Origin of the sequence: Novosphingobium colocasiae, from assembly GCF_014652555.1 — a bacterium.
In the GTDB taxonomy this organism is placed as follows: Bacteria; Pseudomonadota; Alphaproteobacteria; order Sphingomonadales; family Sphingomonadaceae; genus Novosphingobium; species Novosphingobium colocasiae.
This window is the reverse complement of record NZ_BMZA01000019.1, coordinates 1-24,975: the sequence shown is the minus strand read 5'-3', so window position 1 is coordinate 24,975 and position 24,975 is coordinate 1. Positions and strand designations below refer to the sequence as shown.

The window sequence follows — 24,975 nt, the reverse complement described above, 5'->3', positions numbered from 1 at the left end:
ATTACGTGCGCGCTCGGCGGACGGGGAACGGCATTGGCGAGCCAATCGGCAGGCCATGTTCATCGACACCGCCGGGCTGGGCGGCCTTGTCCGCACGGATATAGGCTGGGCGCTGTTCGACCATGCCGCGCCACTTCGTCGTAATCGGATAGTCCTCAAGATCGATCTGGCTCATCAACATCGAATGCCGAACCTGATAATGCATCATGATATCGGCAGCGCTGAACCGCGACCCTCCGAAATACGGAAACTCCGAAAGATACGCCTCGATGGCGTCGAAGATCGCGCGTGGCCCGATCAGAAAGTTCATCAAGGCTGTCGGGGTGGCCTGCGGCAGTGCTGCGGCGATAGGCGAATTCGGTCGGTAGCCTTCAGGCAATTCGTCTACGTCCAGTTCCAACGCGGATGCGACTAAGCGCCACCCAAGCATCCTCGCCTGCGCAGTCCCTTCTGCGAAATGCATCCATTGTGTGTGGTACAGAAAATCATCCGAATCTATTGGCGGACGCATCGATGTATCGGCAGATCTGGCAAGCAAGATGTCGAGAATAGCGCCGGACTCAACGATCATATGGCCATCTATGACTACCGACGGTGCCATCGGTACGCTCGGATTCGCGGATCTTATTAATCCGACAGAGGCAAATATATCATCTTTCTCGAATGTCAGATGATAGGGAATGCCGAGTTCTTCGCAAAGCCATGCGACACGGAATGAACGCCTTCCTTCAATATGATAAATTTCTATTGGCTTCAAACCGGCGCTCATGCGCAATCTCCCTGCTCCCGCCCGTCGCCCGAGGACGACGCCGAACCGTTAAATGGTCATATATGACTAGTTGAACATGACCACATATGCAAGCGTGAGATTAAGAACGCGTAGAAAAATTAACCTATATTTATCATAGCCTTATCTGGATGCGGCGTGTGGAAAGTCGAGGCTGGCCTCAAAAGGCGCTATGTCCGACGTCAGTGCACCCATCACGGAGTCTTCCGTGCCCAGCGCACCCCCAGGTCAATCTATCGCCGGCAACGCAAGGATGCAGCGTGGCCAGGTCGTAAACCCATCGACAGCCTAATGAGTGCGTTGACCGCCAGAGAAACGGAAGGCTATGCGTTTTGCGAATGGCGCGACCGTGCCCCGCCCGGACAGGAGTTTGTAGACCTTTCATGGAAGAGCAGGTGATCAAGAGCCGCACGCGCAAATTGACTGCTCGCGGGCTTGCGACGCGCAAACTTATTCTATCGACGACCGTCGAACTGATCGCAAAACAAGGATACCACGCGTCCAATATCCAATTGATTTCCGAGGCATGTGGAATACCGCGTGGTTCGATCCTCCATCAGTTTCCGACACGACTGGATTTGATGGCGTCGGTCATTGAGTTCATCACATCGGAAATGACACTAAATACCCAGCAACTTCTCGCCGCGGAGCCCGACCCGAAAGTTCGCTTGTTGTCATTTTTCGATGTAGTTTGGGGCGTTGCCCGCAGTGACCTTTCCGTGGCGAACGCCGAAATTCAGGACGCATCGCACTGGGATGCAGACCTTGCCGACAAGGTTGGAAGGATGACGGATGTGCTGGAAGGCGGTTTCATCCGAGAATTTCTGTCGATCGCAGAAGCGGCTGGAATTGCTCATCCGAGAGCACTGTTGCCGCTACTGACGATGACCTTGGTCTCGATGCGCGGGTTTTTGGTGAGTTTTCGCCTACTTGAGAAAGAGACGTTCCTTCGGCCAGGGCACGACTACCTGCGCGCACATTTCAATGCGGCTCTGCAGCAGAGCCTGGGTTGAATGTGGTAGTCAGCGGATTGACCAAATTAAGCCCTATGCCGCGAACTCGCGCCGGTGCGCACCAAGCTTAGGAGACCTGCGCGGTGACTGACTCGTTGGGGATTCCCGAGACCGCAGAAATCTGCCTCGATGGTGCTGACAGATTGGAGTTCGGCGCCATGGGAACAGCGATTGGCTTGCGGGACGATTATGACGATGCATCGCTGCGCCGATTGTCGCGGACGACGAAGCACGCGAACCAGGCGCGTCGTCTTCTGGCCCTGGCCGAGATTTACGATGGGGGTAGCCGGAGTGCGGAGGCGCGGATCGGTGGTGTCGGACTTCAGATTGTGCGGGACTGGGTGCTGCGGTTCAATGCCCGTGGCCGTGACGGCTTGCTCGACGGCAAGGCTCCCGGGCCGCGTTCGCGGCTCAACGATGCTCAGCGCCGGGCATTGGTGGATATTGTTGAGCGCGGCCCGATCCCGGCCATCCATGGCGTCGTGCGCTGGCGCCTGATTGACCTGGTCCAGTGGCTTCATGACGAATTTGCAGTCTCGCTAGACGAAACCAATGTCAGCCGGGAGCTGAAGAAGCTGGGCTACGTGAAGCTTACCGCGCGGCCGCGCCACCATGCCGAGAATGAACATGCTATGGAGGCCTTCAAAAAGGGGGCTTCGCTGCCGAGCTGGCAATGGTCAGGGCAGCCCTCTCGAAGGGCACACCCATAGAGAAATGGTTCCAGGACGAGGCCCGCGTGGGCCAGAAGAACAAGATCACCCGGCGCTGGGCGAGGCGTGGAACCCGGCCGTCGGCACCCCAGGACCAGCTACACCTTTGGCGCGATCTGCCCGGAACACGGCAAGGGTGTCGGTCTCGTTCTGCCCTTCTGCAACACCGAGACGATGGTCCTGCATCTTGCCGAGATCTCGCTCGCCGTCGCGCGCGCCTCGATTGCGCGCAGGGTCTCCAGAACCTTGGGCGGCGTTATCGCCGCGATCGGCAGACTGCTAAGCGAGGGAAAGACATCTCTCTCGAAAGAGCGCAGGACATCGGCTGCATGACGCTTGGCCCATTGGTGTGAATTGGCCTCGTGCCATTCGCGCGCAATCTTTTCGAAGGTATTGCGCGATGCCTCCACGTTGGCCTTAATCTTGAGCTTCTTTTGAACAGTGGGATCCAGGCCTTCTGCCAGCAGGCGGCGCGCGTCGTCTCGCTTCTCCCGAGCCGCAACGAGAGTGATAAGGGGGTACGGCCCCAACGACAGGGTCTTCTCCTTCCCGTCGAACTTGAATTTCATGCGCCAGAGCTTCGAACCCTGCGGCGACACATAGAGGTAGAGCTGATGTGCATCGGCAAGTTTGTAGGCCTTTGGTCCGGGCTTGGCGGCGCGAATTCTGGCGTCATTCAGCATGGCGGCGGATACCCCATTTCCGTACCCCATAACCTGTGGAGGGGCACGAACCAATGGGAACGGGCCGGATGGGAAAATCCTCGTATTTCTAGGAGTTTTGTCAAGCCCGGTGGACTTTTGGGGCCCCTTGGGAACGAGGCTCTGGCGGAGAGGGTGGGATTCGAACCCACGGTACGGTTGCCCGTACACCGCATTTCGAGTGCGGCGCATTCGACCTCTCTGCCACCTCTCCGCATGAGAGCGCCTGACGGCGAGCGGGTCGCCGGGGTCGAAGAAGCGCGCCGGTAGCCCATGTGGGGGGGATTGCCAAGCCCCTCTTGCGCGAAAATGCGCAAGGTGGCCGGGGCTTTGCTTGTCTCGCATCCGCACAAACCCTATAATGGAGCCATGACCAGGGCCTCTTACTACTCTCCCCAGGCCGGCCGCGTGATCGATGCACCGCAGCGGAACAAGGCGCGATTTGCCATCGGCGATGTTGTGCGGCACCGTTTGCACGATTTTCGCGGGGTCGTCTTCGATATCGATCCGGTGTTCGCCAACAGCGAGGAGTGGTACGAATCCATCCCCGCCGAACTGCGCCCGCCGCGCGAACAGCCGTTCTACCACCTCCTCGCCGAAAACGAGGAATCGAGCTATGTCGCCTATGTCAGCCAGCAGAACCTGCTTGCCGACGGGGAGGGCGGGCCGGTCGATCATCCGTCGCTCACGCAGATCTTCGAGGATTATCGCGAAGGGCGCTATCTGCTGCGGCGAGGTCTGGCGCACTGACGCCGCCTGCTTCGGTCGCTTGCGCGCCTCTCAGGCGGCGATGGCGATCAGGCGGCGGGTATCGGCGCTTTCCAGCATGCGGGTGATGGCGTGGGCCGGCACCGGGCGAGACAGCAGGTAGCCCTGCATCTCGTGGCAGCCGGCGGCACGCAGGAATTCGAACTGGGCCTGCGTTTCCACGCCCTCGGCCGTCAGCAGCAGGCCATTGGCCCGCGCCAGGTTGGCGATCGCCTCGACCAGAGCCGCGCCGGGGCGGCTTTCGACCGCGTTGACGAACGAGCGATCGATCTTGATCCGGTCCACCGCGATGTCGCGGATGTGGCTGAGCGAGGAATAGCCTGTCCCGAAATCGTCAAGCGCGCAGGAGACGCCCAGCTCGCGCAGCCGCGCCAGGGTTTCGGCGACGTCCTGCGAGCGGGTCATCAGCGCGGTCTCGGTGATTTCCAGTTCCAGCCGCGTGGGGTCCCAGCCGGAAGCCGCCAGCATCTCGCCGATGACATCGGGGAAGGCGCGGTTGCGGACCTGGATCGGTGAGACATTGACGGCAAGCCGCAGGCCCGGCCATTCGCGCGCGTCTGCCAGCGCCTTGCGCAGCACCCAGTTGCCCAGCACTTCGATCAGCCCGCATTCCTCGGCCGCCTGGATGAACCCCGCCGGGCTCATCAGGCCGTGGATCGGATGCTGCCAGCGCAGCAGCGCCTCGACCCCGGTGATCTCGCCGGTCTGGGCGCAGCAGATCGGCTGGTAATGGACGCGCAACTGTTCGTCGCAACTGGCGAGTGCCTGGCGCAGTTCGCGGTTGGTGCTGTCGCGGTGGCGGACGATCTCGTCGAGGTCGGGAGTGAAGAACACATAGCGGTCGCGGCCGTCCATCTTGGCCTTGTACAGCGCGATGTCCGCCTTGCGGGTGATCTCGGTGCGCGAGATGCCGTGTTCGGGTGCCACCGCAACGCCCAGGCTGCCGCTGATGTAGGTCTGCACGCCCGAGAGGTCGAACGGGCGCTCCAGTTCGGCGACGATGCGCGCGCAAATACGCTCGATCGCGGCGACCGTGTCGGGCTGGGTGACGATGATCGCGAACTCGTCACCGCCCAGCCGGGCGACGATGTCGTAACCGCGCACCTCGCGCACCAGGCGCTGCGCCACCTGCCGGATCAGCGCATCGCCGACCGGGTGGCCGTGCGTATCGTTGACCTGCTTGAAGCGATCGAGATCGACGTAGATGAGACCGAGCAGGGTGTCATGCCGGCGCGAAAAGGCGAGCAGTTCGTCAAGCCGGGTTTCGAACATGGCGCGGTTGGCAAGGCCGGTCAGCCCGTCATGCATGGCCTGATGTTGGGCATGGCGGCGGCTTTCCTCAAGGTCCACGGTGCGGCGCACCAGCCTGCTGGCGAGCCCGTAGATGATCAGCGCGGCGATGGTCAGCACGGTCAGCGACAGCGGCGCGATCAGCCGCGTGACCTGCCGGCCGGGCGCGAACGGCTTCCACACGAAGTAGCCGACCACGGCACGCGCGTGATCGTGCAAGGGTACGGTCGCCTCGTCCCAGGCGATGGTGGGCACCGACTGGAACCGCGCCTTGCTGAGGCCGAAGTTGTGTCCCAGCCGCGAGAAGAACGCATCGTCGAGATAGGCGACCGCGACGTGCAGATATTCGGTGCCCATCGCCTGGGCATAGTCGCCCGAATCGGTGACGATCGGCTTGAGGCTGATGACGGCGGGGCGGCCGCGCAGGATGGCGAGGTCCCAGACCCCGCGCGACAGCATGGCGCTGCCCCGCGCCTTGCCCGAATGGACCGAAGGGTCGTTGCTGCGCATCTGCGCGACCAGCGGGGCGGCGGCGGCCTCCACCGCGATATAGGATTCGGGTGCGCCGCGCCGCGCATCGTGCATGGCGTAGATCGGGCGATCGGCGGGATCGAGGATATAGACCTCGTCGAAGCCGGCATAATCGTGGAACCACAGGCCGAGGTTGAGATCGATCCAGTCGTTATCGAGCGGGCGGCGGCGCGTTTCCAGCACGGCATCGTCCCACACGGTGGAGCTTTCCTGAAGCTGGGCGATTCGCTCGACGCTTTGCTGGATGACCCGGGATACGATCGATTCGTCGCGCGACCGGGCGATGCGGTCCGCTTCGTCGCCGGACCATATCAGCAGCCCGACGACCAGCGCGAACGCCGCCAGCACGAACGCGACCAGCGTCGGTGCCAGTCGGAGCCTCGCCAGTCGGCCGAGGGGTCTGAGAGCAGCATTCTCCACAGGTCCGGTGTTAGACGCGTGTGGTTACCATGGACTTAAGGCGAAATGCGCAAAGCGTTGCCTGTAGTCACTCTCTCACACAGCCGAAGCCCCGTCGTTTGCTTATATCTAGCTGCGCAGCTTCCATCCTGATCGCAGGACGCGGAACACCAGGTATCCCAGCGCCAGATTGGTCAGCCCCAGGCCAAGCGCGCTGTGCAGCACCGCCAGATTGCTGTCGCCAATGTCGCTGCGGCCCAGGAAGCCGAAGCGAAACCCCGAAATCACATAGAAGAACGGGTTGAAGCGGCTGACCATCCGGAACAGCGGGGCGAGGTTGTCTATCACATAGAACGTGCCCGAAAGCAGCGAGAGCGGGGCGATGACGAAGTTGGTGACGGCGGCGTTATGGTCGAACTTGTCGGCCCAGATCGACGTCAGCAGGCCGAGAAAGGCGAGGAACAGCGAACCCATCAGCCCGAACCAGATCACCGCCCACGGGTGAACCATCGTCAGGTGCACCGCCGGCCACAGCAGCATCGCCCCCGCCAGCGCCAGCCCGACCAGCACCGCGCGGGTGACCGCCGCGCCGACCATCGCGATCATCAGTTCCACTTCGCTGAGCGGCGGCATCAGATAATCGATGATGGTGCCCTGCATCTTGCCCGCCAGCAGCGAGAAGCTGGCGTTGGCGAAGGCGTTCTGCATCATCCCCATGACGATCAGGCCCGGCGCGACGAACGTGGCGAAGTTGACGCCCAGCACCATCCGGCCGGACCGGCCCAGCGCCACGGTGAAGATGACCAGGAACAGCAGGGTGGTGATCGCCGGGGCCCAGATCGTCTGGGTCTGAACCTTGAAGAAGCGCCGTACCTCCTTCATATAAAGGGTCTTCAAGCCCACCGCGTTGACGCCCGGGATCAGCGGCACCCCTTTGGCCGGAAAGGCGCGGGGCTGCGGAATCTGCGATGGTGTCGGCAGGGCGGGCGAATTCGTTTGATCGGCCATGACTGGGCGACTATCGGCTGGCCGCATTTGAGGCAAGCGGCGATGGCGGACCCGGGACCGGGCGATGCAGGTATTCCGCGCGGTCGGCCGGATTTCGGCGCGATTCGATACTGGATGATTTTAGCCCGGCGCGATGCGGGGGAATGGAACGAGCATGAGCTGGACTGACGAACGCATCGAAAAGCTGACGAAGATGTGGGAAGGCGGCGCGACCGCCAGCCAGATCGCGGACGAGCTTGGCGGTGTCAGCCGCAACGCGGTGATCGGCAAGGCGCATCGCCTTGGCCTCAAGGCGCGGCCGTCGCCGGTCAAGCCGAACGAGAAGCCCGCCCGCGCCGCAGCGCCGGTCGCGCCGCGCAAGGCCCGCCCGGCCGAAGACGCTCTGCCCGCCCGCGCCGCTGAACCGGCTGCCGAAGTGCCTGCCGCACGCGAAGACCGTGCGCCGCCTGCGCGTGCGCCTGAAGCGGCAGCCTCTGCCGCGCCTGCCACACCGGCCGAACCTGTCGTCAACCAGCCGCGCATCGTCTCGGTCGGGCCCGGCGGATTCCTGCGACAGGGTCCGGGCGATCAGCAGCAGCCGATTCCCCCCGCCCCGCCGCGCCGGCTGGTGCCCGCCAAGCCCAGCGCCGAGATCGCCGGCAAGACCAGCCTGCTCGATCTCAACGATCGTGTCTGCCGCTGGCCGATGGGCCACCCCGGCGAGCCGGACTTCCATTTCTGCGGGGACAAGGTGAACCCCGGCTTCCCGTATTGCGTCGAACACTGCGGCCGTGCCTATCAGGCACAGTTGCCGCGCGGTTCACGCCGTCCGCCCCCGCCGCTGCCGTTCGGCGGCCCCCGGGTGCGCTGAAACGATGGCGCGGCGCGGATGGCGATGGCAGGTGGCGTTTGGTGCGCTGCTGGCACTCGTTCCCGTCGCAGCTCCGGCGGAGCCCGCCGCTCCCGAACCGATCGTGCCGGCCCCGGCGGCCACGCCGGTGCAACTGGTCTACGTTACGCTGACCACCTCTGCCGGCGCGATCACCCTCGCGCTCGACAAAACGCACGCGCCGCTGACGACGGCCAACTTCCTCAAGTATGTCGATAGCAAGCGAATGGACGGGGCCCTGTTCTACCGCGCGATGCACGTGCCATCGGACGAGCCCAGCGGGCTGCTCCAGGGCGGGGTGCGCGATGGCGCGAAGCTGCTGCCCCCGGTCGCGCACGAGCCGACCAGCCGGACCGGTATCCTCCACAAGGCCGGGACCATCTCGATGGCGCGGTTCGCGCCGGGCACGGCGACTGCGGATTTCCTGATCCTGGTGTCCGACATGCCGTCGCTCGATGCGGCGCCGGGCAATGCCGGGCAGGACCCCGGTGCCGGCTTCGCCGCGTTCGGGCATGTCGTCGCCGGCATGGACGTGGTCCGCGCGATCTGGAACATGCCGCGCTCCGCCACCAAGGGCGAAGGCGTGATGAAGGGCGATATGCTGGAGAACGAGGTCAGGATCGTCTCGGCCCGCCGCGCATCCGCCCCACCGGCTCCGGCACCCGTCTCCCCGGCTGCACCGCCCGTCCCCTGATCCTGCTGCAACGTCGTTGATGCGGGCCGAGCGCGTCGACAATCGGCTGCGCCGAGACTGGATATGCAAAACGCCAAAGTCTGCGAGACATCGGCGTTTCCAGTTAAATCAGGGCAAATAACTATAATCACCGAAGCCGACGTTATTACAATTATTAAACATCCTTATACGCTTCCTTAGCAATTCCACTCTAGGGCAGGCCGGATAGACAAATCAAAAAGACATGGTGAATGCCGGTGGAGAACAAGGAACAGCTCTGGAGCAGTTCGGACGAGGCACGGCGCGGACGAAACTTCGTGCGCGCCACCTTGGCGGTCATCCTCGCGGTGGCGCTGGTCGGTGTAGTCGGGCCCGAAGCCTATTCCCGCCCGGCCGCGATCGGCGTCGCACTCCTCGTTTTCGCTACACTGGTGACGGTGCTGCGCCTGTCGCACGTCTGGTCGGACGAGATTAGTCGGCTCACGGGCAGCGCCGAATCCGCGCGGTCGTTCGGCAAGCAGATCGAAGAGCTGTTCGCGATGACTGACATGCTTCAGGCCGCTGAAACCCATGTCGATGCCGGCGCGGTACTGATGGCTACCTCGCAGCGCCTGCTGCCCGAAATGGGCGGCGCGCTCTATGTGTTCAACAACTCGCGCGATCGGCTCGATCTGGCCAAGGCGTGGAATACTTCGGACACCTTCGAGCCCGGCGAATCGCTGCTGCCGATCAACTGCTGGGCGCTCAAGCGCGGCAAGCCGCATATCAACGATGTCCGCTCGCAGACGCTGTGCTGCATGCATCACATCGGCCAGGCAGCGACGCTGGAAGTGCCGATGATGGCGCGCGGACAGGTGTTCGGCCTGCTCATGCTGGCGTGCGGCGGCGAAGATGCCTACGCGAAGCTTCGCAAAATCAGCCGCGTCTCGCGGGCGCTGGCCGATTCGATGTCACTTACCCTGTCCAACATTGCCCTGCGCGAAACACTGCGCACCCAGTCGCTGCGCGATCCGCTGACCGGGCTCTACAACCGCCGCTACATGGAAGATGCGCTGGAACGCTACATCAGCCTGGCCGAGCGGGCGGGCACTGCCACTTCGGTGGTGATGATCGATCTCGACAACTTCAAGTCGCTGAACGACCAGCACGGGCACGCCAAGGGCGATGCGGTGCTGCGCGACGTTGCCAACCAGCTTGTTTCGGCGCTGCGGCCCTCGGACGTCATCGCCCGCTACGGCGGCGAGGAACTGGTCATCATCATGCCCAACTGCGGGCTGGAAGACGCGGCGCAAAAGGCCGAAACGCTGCGCATGCGGGTGGAAAGCCTGAGCGATATCCACGGCACCCCGGTGACCGCCTCGTTCGGCGTTGCCTCGGTCCCGCAGACCGCCACCGGGCCGTCCGACGTCATCCCGATGGCCGACGCGGCGCTCTATGTCGCCAAGGGCGCGGGCAAGAACCAGGTCCGCAAGGCCGACAAGCGCGCCGGCAACAGCGAAGCGCCTCCCGCCGCGCGACTGGCGGTTACGGGCTGACGCAGCGCGATCAAAAGCATGGTCCGTTTAATCAGCACCACAAGTTCCGTTCGTGTCGAGCGAAGTCGAGACACGCTGGCGCTGTGGTTTCCATGTCTCGGCTTCGCTCGACATGAACGGTGAATGATTCAGATTTCACGCGCCTGGCGATAGGGTGACCGTGCCGCCCCCGGCCTTTCTGCCTTCGTCATCGCGAGCCGTCGGCGAAGCGATCCAGAGCGGTTTGCACCGCGCGCCACCTTCGCGACCCCAGAAAGATGGTTCACGCGGAGACGCGGAGGCGCGGAGATGTTCAGCTTGCCGCCGCGCGGCTTTCTTTCCGACGATGCGTTTGTCTCGGCGTCGTAACAGGGAGAAAGGCTGCGCTATCGCGCAACCCCTCTGCGCCTCCGCGCCTTCGCGTGAACCATCTTTTTCTTCCTGGGGCCGATCGCGGCATAGTGGGCAATCCCGCCAATCTCGCCTCCGCTCCCGCCTGTTTCCTACAGACCTCGCCCTGGGTATCATCCGCAGGTGCTCACGCGCCTGCTCTTTCCCATCGTCAGTCCGTGCCCGTCCCGAAAACGAAGATTTTCCGGCGACATGTGTAACTTTCGAAAATCACCCATAAATATATGACTGAAAACGAAATAATGGCCAATTTCGAAAGTTACAAGGTGTAACCTTTGTAACTTTCGGTCGTGCCGGCATCCACCTAAAGCCCCAGCCGCAATTGCCCGTCCCGCTCGTCCTCGGGAACAGGTTCATCCTGTTCCAGCGCGGACAGGGTCAGGCCCATCAGGCGAACCGGCTGCGGCAGCGGCATGAGTTCATCCAGCAGCGTCCGGCCCAGCATCGCGAATTCCGCCCGGTCCGTCACCGCATGTGGTAGCGAGCGGGCGCGGGTGAGGGTGGTGAAATCGGCGTAGCGCAGCTTGAGCGTGACGGTGCGGCCGTGGGCATCGGCGCGCTCGATGCGGTCCCAGACCAGCGCGATGATGTCTTCGAGCGTTTCGCGCAAGGCTTCCGGAGCGGTGATGTTCTCGAAGAAGGTCCGTTCTCCGCCCAGCGACTTGCGCGGACGGTCGGGCCGGACCTGGCGCAAGTCCACCCCGCGCGCGGCGCGGAACAGGTATTCGGCGAAGCTGCCGAAATGCGTGCGCAGCCAGGCCAGGTCCTTGGCGGCAAGGTCCGCCCCGGTCTCGATGCCGAGCCGCGCCATCTTCTCCGCGCCCTTCGGGCCGACCCCGTGAAAGCGCCGGACCGGCAGCCCGGCCACGAACCGCGCGCCTTCGCCGGGGCGGATGACGCACAGGCCATCGGGCTTGTTCTGATCGCTCGCCAGCTTGGCGAGGAACTTGTTGTACGATACCCCGGCGCTGGCGGTCAGCCCGGTATCGGCGCGGATGCGGCGGCGGATCTCCTCGGCGATGCGGGTCGCTGAGCCCAGCCCGCGCAGATCGGCGGTCACATCGAGATAGGCCTCATCCAGCGAGAGCGGTTCGACCAGCGTGGTGTAATCGAGGAAGATCGCGCGGATCTGCTGGCTGACCGCCCGGTAGACCTCGAAGCGCGGCTTGCGGAACAGCAGGTCCGGGCACAGCCGCAGCGCCCGCCCGGACGGCATCGCCGAACGGACCCCGAACGCCCGCGCCTCGTAACTCGCCGCCGCCACCACGCCCCGGCCCGAACTGCCGCCCACTGCCACCGGCTTGCCGCGCAGCGCCGGGTCGTCGCGCTGTTCTACGCTGGCATAGAACGCATCCATGTCGACATGGATGATCTTGCGCAGGCCGTCGGCTTCGTCATCGTCGCCGTGGGCAGGCGGCTGGCTCGTCACGGGGTTCCTCTTGCGGGTGCTGCGCAGTGCCGGCGTCATGTGCGGTGATCGGATCGACTTTTCTCTAGTGGCTGCGGACCTTTTGCGCCATGGGGAAGCGCATGCTTACCCCCCCGGTCACCCCGCCGGTTGCCCGCACTGAGGCTGTGGCAACCGCGCCGGTTCCTTTCGCCATGGGTCGCGTCGAATTCATCGGCATGATGGCGATGGTCCAGGCGCTGCAGGCGCTCAGCATCGACGTGATGCTGCCCGCGCTGGGCGTGATCTCGCGCGAGCTGGCCATCCCCGATGCCAATTCGCGCCAGTTGATCGTCAGCCTCTACCTCTTGTGTTCCGGGCTGGGCGCGCTGTTTCCCGGCGCGCTGGCGGATCGCTTCGGACGGCGGCGGGTGCTGCTGACGGGGCTGGTCGCCTATGCGGTGCTGGCCTGCGTCTGTGCTGCCGCGCCCAGTTTCCAACTGCTGCTGGCGGCGCGCGCGCTGCAGGGGCTGCTGACCGCGCCGCTGCTGGTGGTGCCGATGACGATCGTGCGCGATCGCTTCAGCGGCGATCGCATGGCCAGCCTGCAGTCCATGGTCGCGGTGGTGTTCATGGCGGTGCCGATGGTGGCACCGATGCTGGGCCAGACGATCATGCTGTTCGCCGGATGGCGCTGGATCTTCGGCGCGACCGCGCTGGCCGCCTGCGCCGTGACCGCGTGGGTGGCGTTGCGCCTGCCCGAGACGCTGCGGCCGGAATACCGGCAGGAAATCCATATGTCCGCGATCCTGGGCAACGTGCGGCTGGCGCTCGGCACGCGCGAGGCGATCGGCTACATTCTGGGGGCGGCGCTGATCCACGGCACGCTGTTCGCCTATGTCAGCAGCGCCCAGCAACTGATCGCCGAGCATTTCGGTGCGGGCCTGCGCTTTCCGATGATCTTCGCGACGATGGCGCTGATCATGGCGGTGGCCAACTTCGCCAATTCCCGCATCGTCCATGCCTTCGGCGCGCGCCGGGTGTCGCAGATGGCGGTGCTGCTGTTCACGCTGGTCAACGCCGTTCACTTCGTCTTCGTCATCCGGGGCGAGGACTTGTGGCTGTTCGTGACGTTCATGGGGATGGCGATCGCGCTGGTGTCGTTCATCAACGCCAACTTCCAGTCGATCGCGCTGCAGCCGTTCGCGCACATGGCGGGATCGGCCGCATCGGTCATCTCATTCCTGCGCTCGGCGAACGGGGGGCTGCTGGGGGTGCTGGTCGGGCAGGCTTATGACGGCACCGCCCGCCCGCTGATCGGATTCATGATCTTCAGCGGGGCGGGGGCATTCATCTGTGCGCTCTATGCGGATCACTGGCGGCCGTTTCGCCGCCTGCACTATCCGGATTGACCGCGAACTATACCGCTCGGCCGCGGAAAAGCTGGACCAGGCCGACCACGATGGCGATCACCAGCAGGACGTGGATGAGCGCGCTGGAAACGTGGAACACGACGAAGCCGAGCAGCCACAGGACGAACAGGATCGCGGCGATGGTGAAAAGCATGGTTCCTCACTCCTTCTTTTGAATTTCTGAAGGGGGGAACGCTCCAGTCGGGATATGGCTGCGCCGCGCCCGGCGGGGCGCGAAACAGAATCAGGCGATCGGCTGGCGGGCCAGGCGGGCGAGTTGCCGGCGGGACAGCGCCGGGCCGGGCGGGCCTGAAACACCGGGCGCAACCGGCCCTAGCGAGGCGCGCAGGGCACCGGCCATCAGCATCGCCTTGCGCGGTGCCGGAACGTGGGCGCGCCGGTCCCACGCATGATCGCCGCGCCGGCTGACCTCGCGGCCGATCGCGCCGTATATCCCCGCCGCCGACAGCACCGCCCAGCGCTGACGCCAGGGCAGCCGCCGGGCCCCGGTGCGGGCGGAGACTTCGTATTCCTGCGCGCGGGTGCAGATGCGCCGCGCCAGTGCCACCAGCGCCGGGCGGTGGCGTGGATCGAGCACGGCATCGGCGCTGATCCCGCTTTCCGCCAGCCACTGCGCCGGCAGATAGCAGCGGCCGATGGCGTGATCGTCAGCAATGTCGCGGGCGATGTTGGCAAGCTGGAAGGCGAGCCCGAGATCGCAGGCGCGGTCGAGCGTGTCGGCGGCAAGCGGATCGTCGTCATCGGCGCTGACGCCCATCACCGCCGCCATCAGTACGCCGACGGCCCCGGCGACATGGTAGCAATAGCGCAGCAGATCGGCTTCGGTGACCGGCCGCCAGTCCGCCGCGTCCAGCGCGAAACCGGCCAGCACGTCATCCACCATAGCCTGCGTCAGCGGCACTTCGCGCACCAGTTGCCCCAGCGCATCGAACGCGGGCGAGCCGGTGACTTCACCGGCCATCGCCAGTTCGGTCAGCGTGCGGATGGTGGCGAGGCGGGCGGCGGCATCCATGGGCTCCGCCAGCGACGCCGGATCGCGCGCGTGGCCATGGTCCTGCTCGTCCGCGATATCGTCGCAGGCGCGGCACCAGGCATAGAGCAGCCAGACCCGTTCGCGGGTCGGACCATCGAACAGGCGGCTGGCGGTGGCGAAGCTCTTCGAGCCCTGCCGGATCGAACGCCGCGCCGCCGCCACAAGCGCGGGCCGGTCATAAGGGGACGCGCCCGGATCGGTCACAGTGTGCCAGGGTTCATGGCGGTGATCGGGGTGACCGGCTCATGCGCCCGCATCCGGCGCAGCAGCAGGTCCAGTTCCACCTCGGCGAGGATGATGCCCTGGTGTTGCGGGCGCACGAAGCCGGTTTCGGCCATGTGGCGGTTGAACGCCAGCAGTCCGTCATAGAAGCCGAAGGCGTTCAGCACGCCGACCGGCTTGGCGTGGTAGCCCAGTTGCGCCCAGCTTACCGCTTCCCACAGCTCGCCCATGGTGCCGACGCCGCCGGGCAGGACCAGAAACCCGTCCGACAGGCGCGTAAAGGCGGCCTTGCGTTCGTGCATGGTGTTAACAACCACCAGTTCGGTGCAATCGGGATTGGCCAGTTCGCGCGAGACCAGCGCTTCGGGAATGACGCCGGTCACCTCGCCGCCCGCATCCAGTGCCCCTTCGGCCAGCGCGCCCATTAGCCCCAGCCGGCCGCCGCCATAGACGACGCCGATGCCCTGGGAGGCCAGCGTCGCGCCGACTTCGCGGGCGAGCCGCACGAAGCGCCGGTCCGCCGGGCTGGCCGAGCCGCAGTAGACCGCCAGGCGTTTCATGCCAGATCGTCCAGCATCAACCCGGCAGTGGCCTTGGCGCTGCCGACGACGCCGGGGATGCCAGCTCCGGGGTGGGTTCCGGCACCGACCAGATAGAGGTTCTTCAGCTTGTCGTCGCGATTGTGGCCCCGGAACCACGCGCTCTGCGTCAGCAGCGGCTCAAGGCTGAAGGCATTGCCTTTCCACGCGCTGTAATCGGCTTCGAAATCGGTCGGAGCATAGTGGAAGCGGGTGACGATGCGATCGCTGATGTCCGGGATCAGCCGCCGGCCCACTTCGTCGATCACCCGCTGTTCCAGCACCGGGCCCACCTCGGCCCAGTCTATCGGCAGCTTGCCGAGGTTGGCGACCGGCACCAGCGCATAGAACGTGCTCATCCCTGCCGGAGCCATCGACGGATCGGTCACCGTGGGATGGTGGAGATAGATCGAGAAATCGCGCGGCAGCACGCCGTGATCGAAGATATCCTCCAGTAGGCCCTTGTAGCGCGGGCCGAACAGGATGGTGTGGTGCGGGATGCCGGGCCAGGTGCCCTGCAGGCCGAAGTGGACGACGAACAGACTGGGCGAAAAGCGCTTGCGCGCCAGCGTCTTGGCCATCTGCGCGCCGCGCGGCGTGTCGCCCAGCAAGGTGCGATAGGTGTGCATGATATCGCCGTTGCTGGCGACCGCGTGGAACCGCTCGCGCCAGCCGCTGGCGCATTCCACTTCGCTGACCTGATCCCCCAAGGTGTGGATGCGCGCCACCGGATCGCTCAGCCGCAGCGTGCCGCCCAGCCGCTGGAACAGCGCCGCCATGCCGGTGGCCAGCCGGTTCGTGCCGCCCTTGACCCACCAGACGCCGCCGTCCTTCTCCAGCTTGTGGATCAGGGCATAGATCGCGCTCGTGGTCATCGGGTTGCCGCCCACCAGCAGGCAGTGGAACGACAGCGCCTGACGCATATGCTCGCTCTTCACATAGTGCGAGACGGTGGCATAGACCGAGCGCCAGGCCTGATAGCGGGCCAGCGCCGGGGCCGCCTTGATCATGCTGGCGAAATCGAGGAACGCCTTGTGGCCCAGCCGCAGATAGCCTTCGCGATAGACGGCGGCGGCATAGTCGAGGAAGGCGTCGTAACCCGCGATATCGTCGGGCGCGATGCGGGCGATCTCGCGGCGCAGGGCGGCTTCGTCGTTGGAATAATCGAACAGCGTGCCGTCGGGCCAGTTGAGCCGGTAGAACGGCATGACCGGTATAAGCGTGACATCGGTTTCGATCTGCGAACCGGAAAGCGCCCACAGTTCGCGCAGGCAATCGGGATCGGTGACCACGGTGGGGCCGGCATCGAACGTGAACCCGTCCCGCTCCCACACGTAAGCGCGCCCGCCCACCTTGTCGCGCGCTTCGACCAGGGTAGTGTCGATCCCGGCGCTTTGCAGGCGGATGGCCAGCGCCAGACCGCCGAACCCCGCCCCGATGACACAGGCGCGCTTCACTGCGCGGGTCCGTTCGGACGGCCGAGATCGGCGAGCGGGCGGCCCTGTCCGGCCAGGCTGGCGCAGGCGGCGGCCAGCGGCACCGGCGGACGCCCGGCGAGGATGCGCAGCTTGTCGGCCCCGGTGGAGCGGCCGGCGTAGAACCGTTCGATCAACGGCTGGCGCAGTGTGTAGAAGCGCTGCAGCACGCGCCAGCGATCGTCCGGGCGCGCCGCGCCGAACAGCATCCGCGTCAACATCCGGTAGAACGCGCCGGCGCGCCAGTGGTGTGCGACCCATGCATGACTGGTCCTTCCTAGGCTGGTGCCCGAGATATTGTCGAGGGTGCTGACATAACTGGCGAATCTTACCGCGTCGGGAAAGGAGTACGACGTGAGAGGATGGAGCAGCGGTGCCCGCGTCCCGGCCCGGGCGGTGGCCGGCGCGCAATCGCCAGCCGTAGCGGCGAGATAGCGGTCCAGATCGCCCTTGGCGATCACCGGCAGCACGCCGGTTTCCTCATATTCGATCGCCGCGATCGTCCACCCTTGCGCGGCGGCGTAATCGGCAATGCGATTGCGGAGCAGCGGGGCATCGAGCGTACTGTCGTCCGAATAGTAGGTGTCTTCCAGAAAGATCGTGTCGGGCGTGAACGGCAGGGCATAGATGAACCGGAAACCATCGTGCTGGCTGACCGTTGCGTCCATGACCAGCGGTTCGGTGAGCCCGTGCGGGTGCACAAGGCGCACCATCTGGCCCAGGAACTTCTGCCATCCGCCCGCCATCGCCGGCAGCGAACCGGCTCCGCGCGCGTCGATCACCGCGCCCGCTTCCACGAAGCTTCCGTCCGCCAGCGCCACGCGGAACGGTTCCACCGCGCGAACAGCAACGCCGGTCAGGATATCGGCCGCCGGCATGTGTTCGCGCAGCACCGCGTCGAGCCGGCTGCCGGTGACAGACCGGTACGGCGTGCCAAGGCGGCGCGCGAAATCGGGGAAGCGGACGCCATAACCGTCCCAGCGGGCGACGATCAGCGGTTCGACCAGCGCCTGATCGGCCGGGGCGATGTCGCTGGCGAAGAATGACCACACATGGTTTCCGCCCAGCCGCGCATCGCGCTCGATCAGCACGGTGCGCAAGTCCGGCCGGCGCCGGCGCATGGCAAGGGCGATCAGGCCCCCGGCAAGGCCTGCGCCGACAACGGCAAGATCGATCGGACGCGGTGGCATCCCGGTGACCTAGGCGCACGAAACGATTGCCGCAACTTGGCATCCATGCTGCTTTGCGGCATGAATGGGTTGATGAGCGAAGAATTCAGCGTGCGCGAGGCGAATGTAGGTGATGCGGCCGCCGTCGCCGAGATATACACACCCTATGTTCTGGACAGCACGGCCACGTTCGAATCCGATCCGCCTGATGTAGAGGAGTGGGGCCGCCGCATCGCCGAGGCGGTGGAGCGCAACTATCCGTTCGTCATCGTCGAGGATGGCGCGGCGAGGCTCGTCGCGTTCGGTTTCGCGCAGCGCTACGGCCCGCGCATCGGCTATCGCTACAGCGTGGAGACCACCACGTTCGTCCACCGCGATTGCCTGGGGCGGGGCATCGGCACCGTCGTCGTCGGGGCGCTGGTCGATGCCTGCGCGGCGCGCGGCTATCGCCAGGCGTTCGCGGTGATCGCGGCGTCAGAACCGGCATCGGTGGTGGTCCACGCGCGCGCCGGCTATCGCCCGGTGGGTACGCTGACGGCAGCAGGATGGAAGCACGGCCAGTGGCTCGACGTGTTCCTGATGCAGCGCCCGCTGGGCCAGGGCAACGAAACGCTGCCCGAATAGCCTGCCCGGACAGGCGGACGTCAGCCCAGCGCCGCCGCCACCCGCAGGCGCAACGCGGGCAGGACATCGATTTCGAACCACGGATTGCGCGCCATCCACAGGCGGCTGCGCCACGCCGGGTGCGGCAGCGGGAACAGCCCGTCCGGCGCATGGTGCGAGGCGCGGACCGCTTCGGTCAGGTTGGGCGCGAAGCCGCGCGGCAGGTAGAGCCGCTGTGCATGCATGCCGAGCAGCAGGGTCAGTCGTACATCGGGCAATTCGGCCCGCAGCCGCGCATGCCACATGGGCGCGCATTCGCGGCGGGGCGGAAGGTCGCCGCCCTTGCCCTTGCCGGGATAGCAGAAGCCCGACGGCATATGCGCCACGTGGGCGGGATCGTAGAACGTCTCCCGGTCTATCGCCAGCCAGCCGCGCAGCCGGTTGCCGCTGTCATCGTCCCAGGCAAGGCCGCTGGCGTGAACCCGGCTGCCCGGCGCCTGCCCGATCACGAGAATGCGCGCGGTGCGCGTGGCGGCCACGACCGGGCGCGGCTCGAACCCCAGCGCGCGGGTGCATAGCCGACAGGCGCGGATCTCGGTCAGCAGGGTGTCGAGGGCATCGGCCATGCTCTTCCAGATGGCGGGCCCACCGTGTCACGACAAGACGGGGTGGGCCCGATCGAACGGGTGAGGATTTTTGACCTGGGCCATGGTTTGCCCTTTCGCCCCGTGCCATGACGCTGCCGGAAAAGGATGCGGGAAAGGGGAGAACAACGCGATGCCCGACATGAATCTGATACCGGCATGGACGGCGCTGTTCATGGGACTGTTCGGCTTTTTCGTGGGCATCGGTGCGCTGCGCCGGCCCGACCACTGGGAGCGCCTGCTGGCCGAGATCGCCGCGTCGCCGGCGCTGCAGGTGGTGACCGGGCTGGTCGAAATGGCGATCGGCGGCGTGGTCTACCTCGCCAACCCGTGGGATTCGGCGGACTGGCTGTCGAGCGCGCTGGCGGTGGTCGGCGGGCTGCTGGTGCTGGAAGCGCTGGCGATCATCGCCTTTTCCGACATCTACCTGGCGTTCTGGGTGCGCCGCTTCGGCCCGCTGGCGCGGCTGTGGGCGTGGTGCTCGATCGCGGTGGGGGTGGCGGCCATGGTCATCGCCGCTCTGCGGTTCTGACAGCGGCAGGCCGCCGGTGCTCAGGCAGCCTGTCGGCGGTGCGCGGCGGCTTTGGCATAGAGGGCGAAGAGATCGGCGAAATGCTGGTCCATCCCCCGCGCCGTAGCGGCAGGACGCAGGCCTTGCGCGATCACCGTGCGAATGGCTGACGCGGCCGAAGCGGCATCGCCGCTGGCAAAGGCCAGCCCGGCCCCGCCCGCCGCATGGTCGGCCGCACCGCCGCTGTCGGGGACGATCACCGGCAGCCCGCTGGCCCGCGCTTCGGCCGCCACCATGCAGAAGGTCTCCGCCTCGCAGGCGTGAACCAGCGCGTCGGCGCTGGCGAGGAGGGTGGCGAACGTCGCGCGGTCACGCTCGGGCTCGAACAGCCGGATATGCGGGTTTCCGGCGATATGCTTGAGAATGGCGCGCCGCTCGCGCCCCTCCCCCAGCATGACGAGGCCGAGCGGCATGTCGCGGCTGGCGGCGTTCACCGCGTCGATGACCAGCGGCCAGCGCTTTTCGGGTGCCAGCCGGCCGACGGCGATGAGCAGCCCGGCTCTGTCCGGCAGGCCGCACGCCTCCAGCATCCGGGCCCTCAGGCGCGGATCGCGTCGCTGCGGCGAAAACAGCCCCGCCTCAACCCCCATCGGCACCGTCACCGTGCCCGAAACACCGCCTTCGCGCAGGCGGCGGGTGAGATCGCCGTTAGCGCCGACCACGAAATCGAAAAGCCGGGACTGGCGGCGCAAGTGCTCCCAATAGACCGACATGCGGCGATCGATCGTCGGGCGCGAGAAGATCTCGCCGAACCAGCGATAGGCATAGGCCGACAGCGGATCGGCATGCATGACCAGGCTGCGCGGCGCGCTGCCGCGCCATTCCGCCACGATGCGGGCGCTGCGCCAGGGCGATGTCGCCTCGACGAAATCGGGCATCTCGGCATCCAGCATGTCATGGATGCGATTGTCGTCGGCAAAGTACCAGTACTTGCGGTCGACCGGCAGCCGGGGTGAGCGGATGCGCACGATCCTCGCCTGCGGCCCGCGTTCGATCACCTCGTCATGGTCGCCGGGGGCGAGGATGACGATCTCGTGGCCCATTTGCGGTGCGATCCGCAGCTTCTGTTCCACATAGGTCCGCACCCCGCCGCCGTGCGGGGTGTAGAAGGCGCAGACATCGACAATCTTCATGACTGGGGTTCCCGAAACGGCAGCTTCAGCGGGTGGCAGCGAGCGGGGCCATGCCGAGCCCCTTCTGGTAATTGAGAACGATGGTGAGCGGGGTGATCCCGCCGCCGGCGACGATGCGGGCCCGCGCCGCCTTGGGCTTGCCCAACCCCAGCCGGGGGTTGGCGGAAAAGCCCACCCCGTCCACCCGCCAGCCGAACTTGCGGTTGCCGTCGCGATCGTGCAGCAGCATCAGCGCAAAGGGACCGGGGCCCGGCACCCGCAGGCAGAGCCGCACCGCGCCGCTGGCCGGAACCCGCGTTTCCACCCGGCGAAAGGTCTTGCCGGCCATGATCAGCACGTTGTCGTCGGCCAGGAAATCGCCGTCCTGCGCCGGGTAGAGTTCCAGCTTGAGGTTGCCGGTGCGGTCTTTCAGCCCCTCGACCGTGACGATCACGGCGGGCCCGGTCTCGTTCGGGCGGCAGCGCCCCTCGTCCTTGCCGAGATCGGGGGACGAAGCGAGGTAGCCTTCCGCCGCGCGGGCGTGATCCGCCACGCCGCACAGGGCTGCCAGCACCGCCGCCAGCGCCGGGCGCAGGCGGGCGGTCACCGGCCGCGCTCCGGCCGGGCCAGATCGACCAGTGCCAATACGCTGCCCAGCGTCAGGTGGGTGGCCAGCAGCAGCCCCGCGATCAGCGCCATCAACTCTCCGATATCCTTCTCGTGCCCCAGCGCCATCACCGCGATGCCGGCGAACAGCAGGTCCTTGTTCGGCAGCAGCGGCAGGCGCGAGACCAGCAGGCGCAAGGTGGCGAGAAACAGCCACCAGCTCAGCGGCACGTCGGGCAGGACCAGCCGCCACAGCAGTGCCAGCAGGAATGTCGACAGCGCGATCCGGGCGAGGTGGAGGCGGGTGATCATCATCAGATCGCGGCGCGGCAGCGAGAACACCTGCCGGCGAAAGATCATCGCCGCCACCGAGATGCACAGGATCACCGCCAGCGACCACAGCAACGGGCGGCTGTCGATCCCCAGCGTGGTGGTGCCGACGATCGGCGCGACGATCGCCAGCAGCGCCACGGTCACCGCGTTGCCCGTCATCGCCGAAAGGATCGCCACGTCCTTGACCGCGCCGAACGGCGTTGCCTCCAGCGTGACGTGACGGCGGGCCCAGGTGTAGAAATAGGCCTCTCCCAGGTATCCCAGCAGCAGCTCGTTATAGATCCGCTTGCGCAGCAGGGCGACGAGCCCGGCGGCAGGAATGCCCCAGAGACGGCGAAAAATCAGCCACTCGCTCACCGGCGAGGCGAGGTAGCTGGCGGCGAAGGCGGCCCAGAACAGCGGCGTCGCCGGCACCATCGCCAGCACTCCGCCCAGCGCGATGCCGCCCATCTCGTGCAGCACCACTGCGATCACCGCCAGCGACAGGATCGCCGACAGGACCGCGCGGCGACCCCGGTTCTGCGGCCGGTCCTGCGGGGTCAGGGTGATAGAGGTGGCCGATGGCGCAGCGGCGGCAAGGGGAACGGGAACTGGAACGGCAAATGCGGGCTGGGTCACGAAAGGCTCCGGCAGGAGGCGAACATCAGTTTTGCCCGCGGGCGAGCGCTAGCCGGGCGGGGAACGCGAGGACGGTGCCGGCCTGCTGGTGAGCGCGGCCGCACAGCTCGGCCATGGCCTGGAGGAACCGCTCGGCAGACCGTTCCACTTCGTAGCGCGCCGCCAGTTGCCGGGCGCGGTGCGGCTCGGCGATCATCCGCCGCACCGCCACGAACCCCCGCGCCATGGCGTGCTCGCAGCCCGGCGGCACCAGCACCCCGGTCACCCCGGCTTCCACCAGGCACGCCATGCTGGCGCAGCAGTCGGTCGCCAGCACCGGCAGCACCATGGCTGGCGCTTCGACGACGACGCCCGGCAGGCCTTCGTAATCGGAGCTGAGGACGAAGGCGTCAGCCTGCGCCAGCAGCGCATCGACCGAACCCAGGTGCCCTACCAGCCGTACCCGGCCGGTCAGCCCCAATCGGGACACCACCCGCAGGATGGCGTCCCGATCGGGTCCGGCACCGGCGATCGTCAGGGTATCGCCGGGGCGGGCGCAGCGGGCAAAGCCGCGCAGCATCAGCGGATAGTTCTTCTGCGCCACCAGCCGCCCCGCCGCGACATAGCGGGTTGCGCCGTCCCGGCCCCGGCTGCGGGGGAGGGTGGCGAGATCACGCAGCCGCTGGCGGGTGAGGACGGGGTTGGCGATGGTCACGACGCGGTCCGGCGCGGCCCCGGTCAGGGCGGCGATCTCGCGGCTCATCGGCTCTGACAGGCCGATCAGGCGATCGAAAACCCGTCCCTGCAGCTTCAGCCACAGGGCATAGGGGCGGCGCAGCCAGCGCGGCATGTCCGGCCGGGCCAGCGCATTGCTGACCTTCAGCACCGCCGGCGGCGTCTTCGCCCCCATCAGCAGCCGGATCGTTGCGGCCACCACCGCATAGGTATTGCCGGGATAGAACACCACGTCCGCGCGGTTCTGCACCAGATAGCGATGCAGCGAATGGATCATCCACGGCGTTTCCCAGTGCGCGGTGCCAAGGCGGGTGGGAATGCGCCAGCAATCAAGGTCGGGAACGCAGGCGGGACCCCGGCCCCCGATCCGCCCCAGCACCACGACGACCTCGTGCCCGGCATCGCGCCAGGCCTGCGCCAGGTTGAGCGCCACCCTTTCGACCCCGCCGGGCTCGAAGCTGTGAATGGGGATCACGATGCGCATGCGGGTGTCCATGGAACCGCAGACGCCACAGTGGTCGCGCATCCGCACGCCGGGCAGCGCACAGGTGAAAAAATCGGTCGAGTGCTCATCGCGCCCAGCCCCTATGTCGGGGCGATGGAGCGATTGTGACAGTTCGGCCCCTGTCATGCCGCAGTGCAAAAACTGTCAGCGAACTGCCGTCTACGGCTCCTGCAGGGCGGCGTAGCGGGCCGGAGCATGCGTGCGGGCGAACCGCGCCAGCGTGGCGTCGATGCTTGAGAGCAGCGCCGGGCGGGTGACGTCGCCGGGGTGCACCGCCACCCGCACCGTCGGCAGCACCGGCAGGGTGTGGCGGGCCAGCGCCGCGAACGCCAGCGATGAGGCCGCGCGCATCGGGCTGCGGCTGGCCCAGGTCACCACCGGGCCACGGGCCAGCACCGCATCGCTGCGCGCGTCCCATACCCGCCAGTGATCTTCGGCGAGACGGAAATCGCAACGGCGCAGAGCCGCCAGTGCACCTTCGCCATAGAGCCAGGCCGGGGCGATGAACCCGGCTACCTCGCGGCCGATGACATCCTCGATCAGCGCCTTGCCCTGCCGCATGCGCGCGGCTGCCTGCCGCTCGTCGAGTCCCAGGAACTCGCCTTCGCCCGCCGTCATATGGCGCGCCTTGAACGCGGCGAGGCCGCGGTGGTCCGCCATGTCGCGGTGATACCAGCCATGGACGAAGATCTCGACCCCGGCATCGGCCCAGCCGCGCAACCGGGTCTGGAACCCCCGGTCGGCGCTCAGCGGATGGCGGCCCCAGTGATCGGGCACCACCAGCATGGCGAAGCCGGCAGTCCCGAGCCGTCGCTCCAGCAATTCGGCCAGCCGGTCGATCTCGCCTTCGAAGCGGGGGCCGACATCATGGATAGACGCCAGCAACCGGCGCTGCCGTCCTGCCGGGCGGGTATTGCAATCGGGAGGAGGCGGTGCCGTCATCTGAAGCCTGTTAACGGGAAACCCGTGCGCCCGAAATGCGGGGGCTTCCATGTGTGGGCGGGAGGTAGGCCTTCGCCGCCGGGGGCTCAAGCCATGCGCGGGGTCGTCATGAAAGAGGGGGGGCGGGGATCGGAGCGGAAAGCTCGCGTGAATCGCCGGAACTGCTAGGGTTTTGCCCTCATAGCCCCCGCCCGACCTACGGGCCGCAGGCACCGCTCGTCCCCAAAATAGGGCGGAAAACCGCAGAAAACAGGCAATTATGACATTTCTGCAAAAAAGCGTTTGACCGAATCTGGAGTTGGACTTAGAGGGCCTCTCACCGCAGCGGCGGGGTTGGAAACAGCCGGTTGCTACGGT

26 protein-coding genes and 1 tRNA gene are annotated in these 24,975 nt (G+C 66.3%); 10 read left to right on the top strand and 17 right to left on the bottom strand.

What is annotated here, in order from left to right; translation table 11 throughout:
- Position 1: 1 nt before the first annotated feature.
- On the bottom strand, positions 2–769 hold the full coding sequence (locus IE122_RS16345) for a glutathione S-transferase family protein (protein WP_189622323.1): 768 nt from the start codon (positions 767–769) through the stop codon (positions 2–4).
- A 401-nt stretch (positions 770–1,170) separates the two neighbouring features.
- Between IE122_RS16345 and IE122_RS16340 the strand changes: the two genes are divergently transcribed.
- A complete protein-coding gene (locus IE122_RS16340) occupies positions 1,171–1,800 on the top strand; it encodes a TetR/AcrR family transcriptional regulator (RefSeq protein ID WP_189622322.1) in 630 nt (209 codons plus the stop codon).
- 83 nt (positions 1,801–1,883) lie between these two features.
- Positions 1,884–2,510 carry a helix-turn-helix domain-containing protein gene (locus IE122_RS16335; protein WP_189622321.1) on the top strand — a complete coding sequence of 209 codons (627 nt, stop codon included), beginning with the start codon at positions 1,884–1,886 and terminating at the stop codon, positions 2,508–2,510.
- Between the two features lie 98 nt (positions 2,511–2,608).
- Here IE122_RS16335 and IE122_RS16330 read toward each other — a convergent pair whose 3' ends face one another.
- Positions 2,609–3,193 (bottom strand): tyrosine-type recombinase/integrase, encoded by a 585-nt coding sequence (locus IE122_RS16330; protein ID WP_189622320.1) that lies wholly within the window; start codon positions 3,191–3,193, stop codon positions 2,609–2,611.
- 142 nt (positions 3,194–3,335) lie between these two features.
- Positions 3,336–3,425 (bottom strand) — tRNA-Ser (locus IE122_RS16325).
- 155 nt (positions 3,426–3,580) lie between these two features.
- Here IE122_RS16325 and hspQ point away from each other — a divergent pair.
- Positions 3,581–3,961, top strand: a complete 381-nt coding sequence (hspQ, locus tag IE122_RS16320; RefSeq protein WP_189622319.1) for a heat shock protein HspQ — start codon at positions 3,581–3,583, stop codon at positions 3,959–3,961.
- A 30-nt stretch (positions 3,962–3,991) separates the two neighbouring features.
- On the opposite strand, the gene IE122_RS16315 is transcribed toward hspQ, so the two are convergent.
- Both IE122_RS16315 and IE122_RS16310 read right to left on the bottom strand, forming a co-directional pair.
- Positions 3,992–6,220 carry a putative bifunctional diguanylate cyclase/phosphodiesterase gene (locus tag IE122_RS16315; RefSeq protein ID WP_229814308.1) on the bottom strand — a complete coding sequence of 743 codons (2,229 nt, stop codon included), beginning with the start codon at positions 6,218–6,220 and terminating at the stop codon, positions 3,992–3,994.
- Positions 6,221–6,328: 108 nt separating this feature from the next.
- Positions 6,329–7,207, bottom strand: coding sequence for an ABC transporter permease (locus IE122_RS16310; RefSeq protein WP_189622318.1), 879 nt, complete (start codon positions 7,205–7,207; stop codon positions 6,329–6,331).
- Between IE122_RS16310 and IE122_RS16305 the strand changes: the two genes are divergently transcribed.
- The 4 genes from IE122_RS16305 (at position 7,196) to IE122_RS16290 (ending at position 10,283) form a co-directional block, all read left to right on the top strand.
- Positions 7,196–7,375, top strand: coding sequence for a hypothetical protein (locus tag IE122_RS16305; protein WP_189622317.1), 180 nt, complete (start codon positions 7,196–7,198; stop codon positions 7,373–7,375). The genes IE122_RS16310 and IE122_RS16305 overlap by 12 nt on opposite strands.
- On the top strand, positions 7,362–8,057 hold the full coding sequence (locus IE122_RS16300) for a GcrA family cell cycle regulator (RefSeq protein ID WP_189622316.1): 696 nt from the start codon (positions 7,362–7,364) through the stop codon (positions 8,055–8,057). The genes IE122_RS16305 and IE122_RS16300 overlap by 14 nt, the downstream gene beginning before the upstream one ends.
- Before the next feature lie 4 nt (positions 8,058–8,061).
- A complete protein-coding gene (locus IE122_RS16295) occupies positions 8,062–8,769 on the top strand; it encodes a peptidylprolyl isomerase (protein ID WP_189622315.1) in 708 nt (235 codons plus the stop codon).
- Positions 8,770–8,999: 230 nt separating this feature from the next.
- On the top strand, positions 9,000–10,283 hold the full coding sequence (locus tag IE122_RS16290) for a GGDEF domain-containing protein (RefSeq protein ID WP_189622314.1): 1,284 nt from the start codon (positions 9,000–9,002) through the stop codon (positions 10,281–10,283).
- 694 nt (positions 10,284–10,977) lie between these two features.
- Here the strand turns inward: IE122_RS16290 and dinB are convergent.
- Positions 10,978–12,102 (bottom strand): DNA polymerase IV, encoded by a 1,125-nt coding sequence (gene dinB, locus IE122_RS16285; protein ID WP_229814303.1) that lies wholly within the window; start codon positions 12,100–12,102, stop codon positions 10,978–10,980.
- Positions 12,103–12,203: 101 nt separating this feature from the next.
- Between dinB and IE122_RS16280 the strand changes: the two genes are divergently transcribed.
- Positions 12,204–13,472: a multidrug effflux MFS transporter gene (locus tag IE122_RS16280; RefSeq protein ID WP_189622312.1), complete on the top strand. Its 1,269-nt coding sequence runs from the start codon at positions 12,204–12,206 to the stop codon at positions 13,470–13,472.
- Between the two features lie 7 nt (positions 13,473–13,479).
- On the opposite strand, the gene IE122_RS16275 is transcribed toward IE122_RS16280, so the two are convergent.
- The 5 genes from IE122_RS16275 to crtY form a co-directional block, all read right to left on the bottom strand.
- Positions 13,480–13,626 carry a lmo0937 family membrane protein gene (locus tag IE122_RS16275; protein ID WP_189622311.1) on the bottom strand — a complete coding sequence of 49 codons (147 nt, stop codon included), beginning with the start codon at positions 13,624–13,626 and terminating at the stop codon, positions 13,480–13,482.
- A gap of 90 nt (positions 13,627–13,716) precedes the next feature.
- Complete coding sequence (locus IE122_RS16270; RefSeq protein ID WP_189622310.1) at positions 13,717–14,730, bottom strand: phytoene/squalene synthase family protein; 1,014 nt, start codon at positions 14,728–14,730, stop codon at positions 13,717–13,719.
- Positions 14,727–15,308: an LOG family protein gene (locus IE122_RS16265; protein ID WP_189622309.1), complete on the bottom strand. Its 582-nt coding sequence runs from the start codon at positions 15,306–15,308 to the stop codon at positions 14,727–14,729. Before IE122_RS16265 ends, IE122_RS16270 begins: the two co-directional genes overlap by 4 nt.
- Complete coding sequence (locus IE122_RS16260) at positions 15,305–16,783, bottom strand: phytoene desaturase (protein ID WP_189622308.1); 1,479 nt, start codon at positions 16,781–16,783, stop codon at positions 15,305–15,307. The genes IE122_RS16265 and IE122_RS16260 overlap by 4 nt, the downstream gene beginning before the upstream one ends.
- Positions 16,780–17,991: a lycopene beta-cyclase CrtY gene (crtY, locus tag IE122_RS16255; RefSeq protein ID WP_189622307.1), complete on the bottom strand. Its 1,212-nt coding sequence runs from the start codon at positions 17,989–17,991 to the stop codon at positions 16,780–16,782. The genes IE122_RS16260 and crtY overlap by 4 nt, the downstream gene beginning before the upstream one ends.
- Positions 17,992–18,063: 72 nt before the next feature.
- Here crtY and IE122_RS16250 point away from each other — a divergent pair, with 72 nt between their 5' ends.
- Entirely contained in the window at positions 18,064–18,594 is a 531-nt protein-coding gene (locus tag IE122_RS16250; RefSeq protein ID WP_189622306.1) for a GNAT family N-acetyltransferase, read from the top strand.
- A 20-nt stretch (positions 18,595–18,614) separates the two neighbouring features.
- Here the strand turns inward: IE122_RS16250 and IE122_RS16245 are convergent, their stop codons facing one another.
- Positions 18,615–19,199 (bottom strand): uracil-DNA glycosylase family protein, encoded by a 585-nt coding sequence (locus IE122_RS16245; RefSeq protein WP_189622305.1) that lies wholly within the window; start codon positions 19,197–19,199, stop codon positions 18,615–18,617.
- Between the two features lie 151 nt (positions 19,200–19,350).
- On the opposite strand from IE122_RS16245, the gene IE122_RS16240 reads away from it, so the two are divergent.
- A complete protein-coding gene (locus tag IE122_RS16240; RefSeq protein WP_189622304.1) occupies positions 19,351–19,749 on the top strand; it encodes a hypothetical protein in 399 nt (132 codons plus the stop codon).
- A 20-nt stretch (positions 19,750–19,769) separates the two neighbouring features.
- Here the strand turns inward: IE122_RS16240 and IE122_RS16235 are convergent, their stop codons facing one another.
- The 5 genes from IE122_RS16235 to IE122_RS16215 all read right to left on the bottom strand — a co-directional run bounded on the left by IE122_RS16235 (position 19,770) and on the right by IE122_RS16215 (position 24,618).
- Entirely contained in the window at positions 19,770–20,921 is a 1,152-nt protein-coding gene (locus tag IE122_RS16235; RefSeq protein WP_189622303.1) for a glycosyltransferase, read from the bottom strand.
- Positions 20,922–20,946: 25 nt separating this feature from the next.
- Entirely contained in the window at positions 20,947–21,462 is a 516-nt protein-coding gene (locus tag IE122_RS16230) for a DUF2141 domain-containing protein (RefSeq protein WP_189622336.1), read from the bottom strand.
- A gap of 41 nt (positions 21,463–21,503) precedes the next feature.
- Positions 21,504–22,457, bottom strand: a complete 954-nt coding sequence (locus tag IE122_RS16225; RefSeq protein WP_229814301.1) for a hypothetical protein — start codon at positions 22,455–22,457, stop codon at positions 21,504–21,506.
- Positions 22,458–22,482: 25 nt separating this feature from the next.
- Positions 22,483–23,655 (bottom strand): glycosyltransferase, encoded by a 1,173-nt coding sequence (locus IE122_RS16220; RefSeq protein WP_229814299.1) that lies wholly within the window; start codon positions 23,653–23,655, stop codon positions 22,483–22,485.
- A gap of 180 nt (positions 23,656–23,835) precedes the next feature.
- On the bottom strand, positions 23,836–24,618 hold the full coding sequence (locus tag IE122_RS16215) for a DUF2334 domain-containing protein (RefSeq protein WP_189622302.1): 783 nt from the start codon (positions 24,616–24,618) through the stop codon (positions 23,836–23,838).
- Positions 24,619–24,975: the final 357 nt, after the last annotated feature.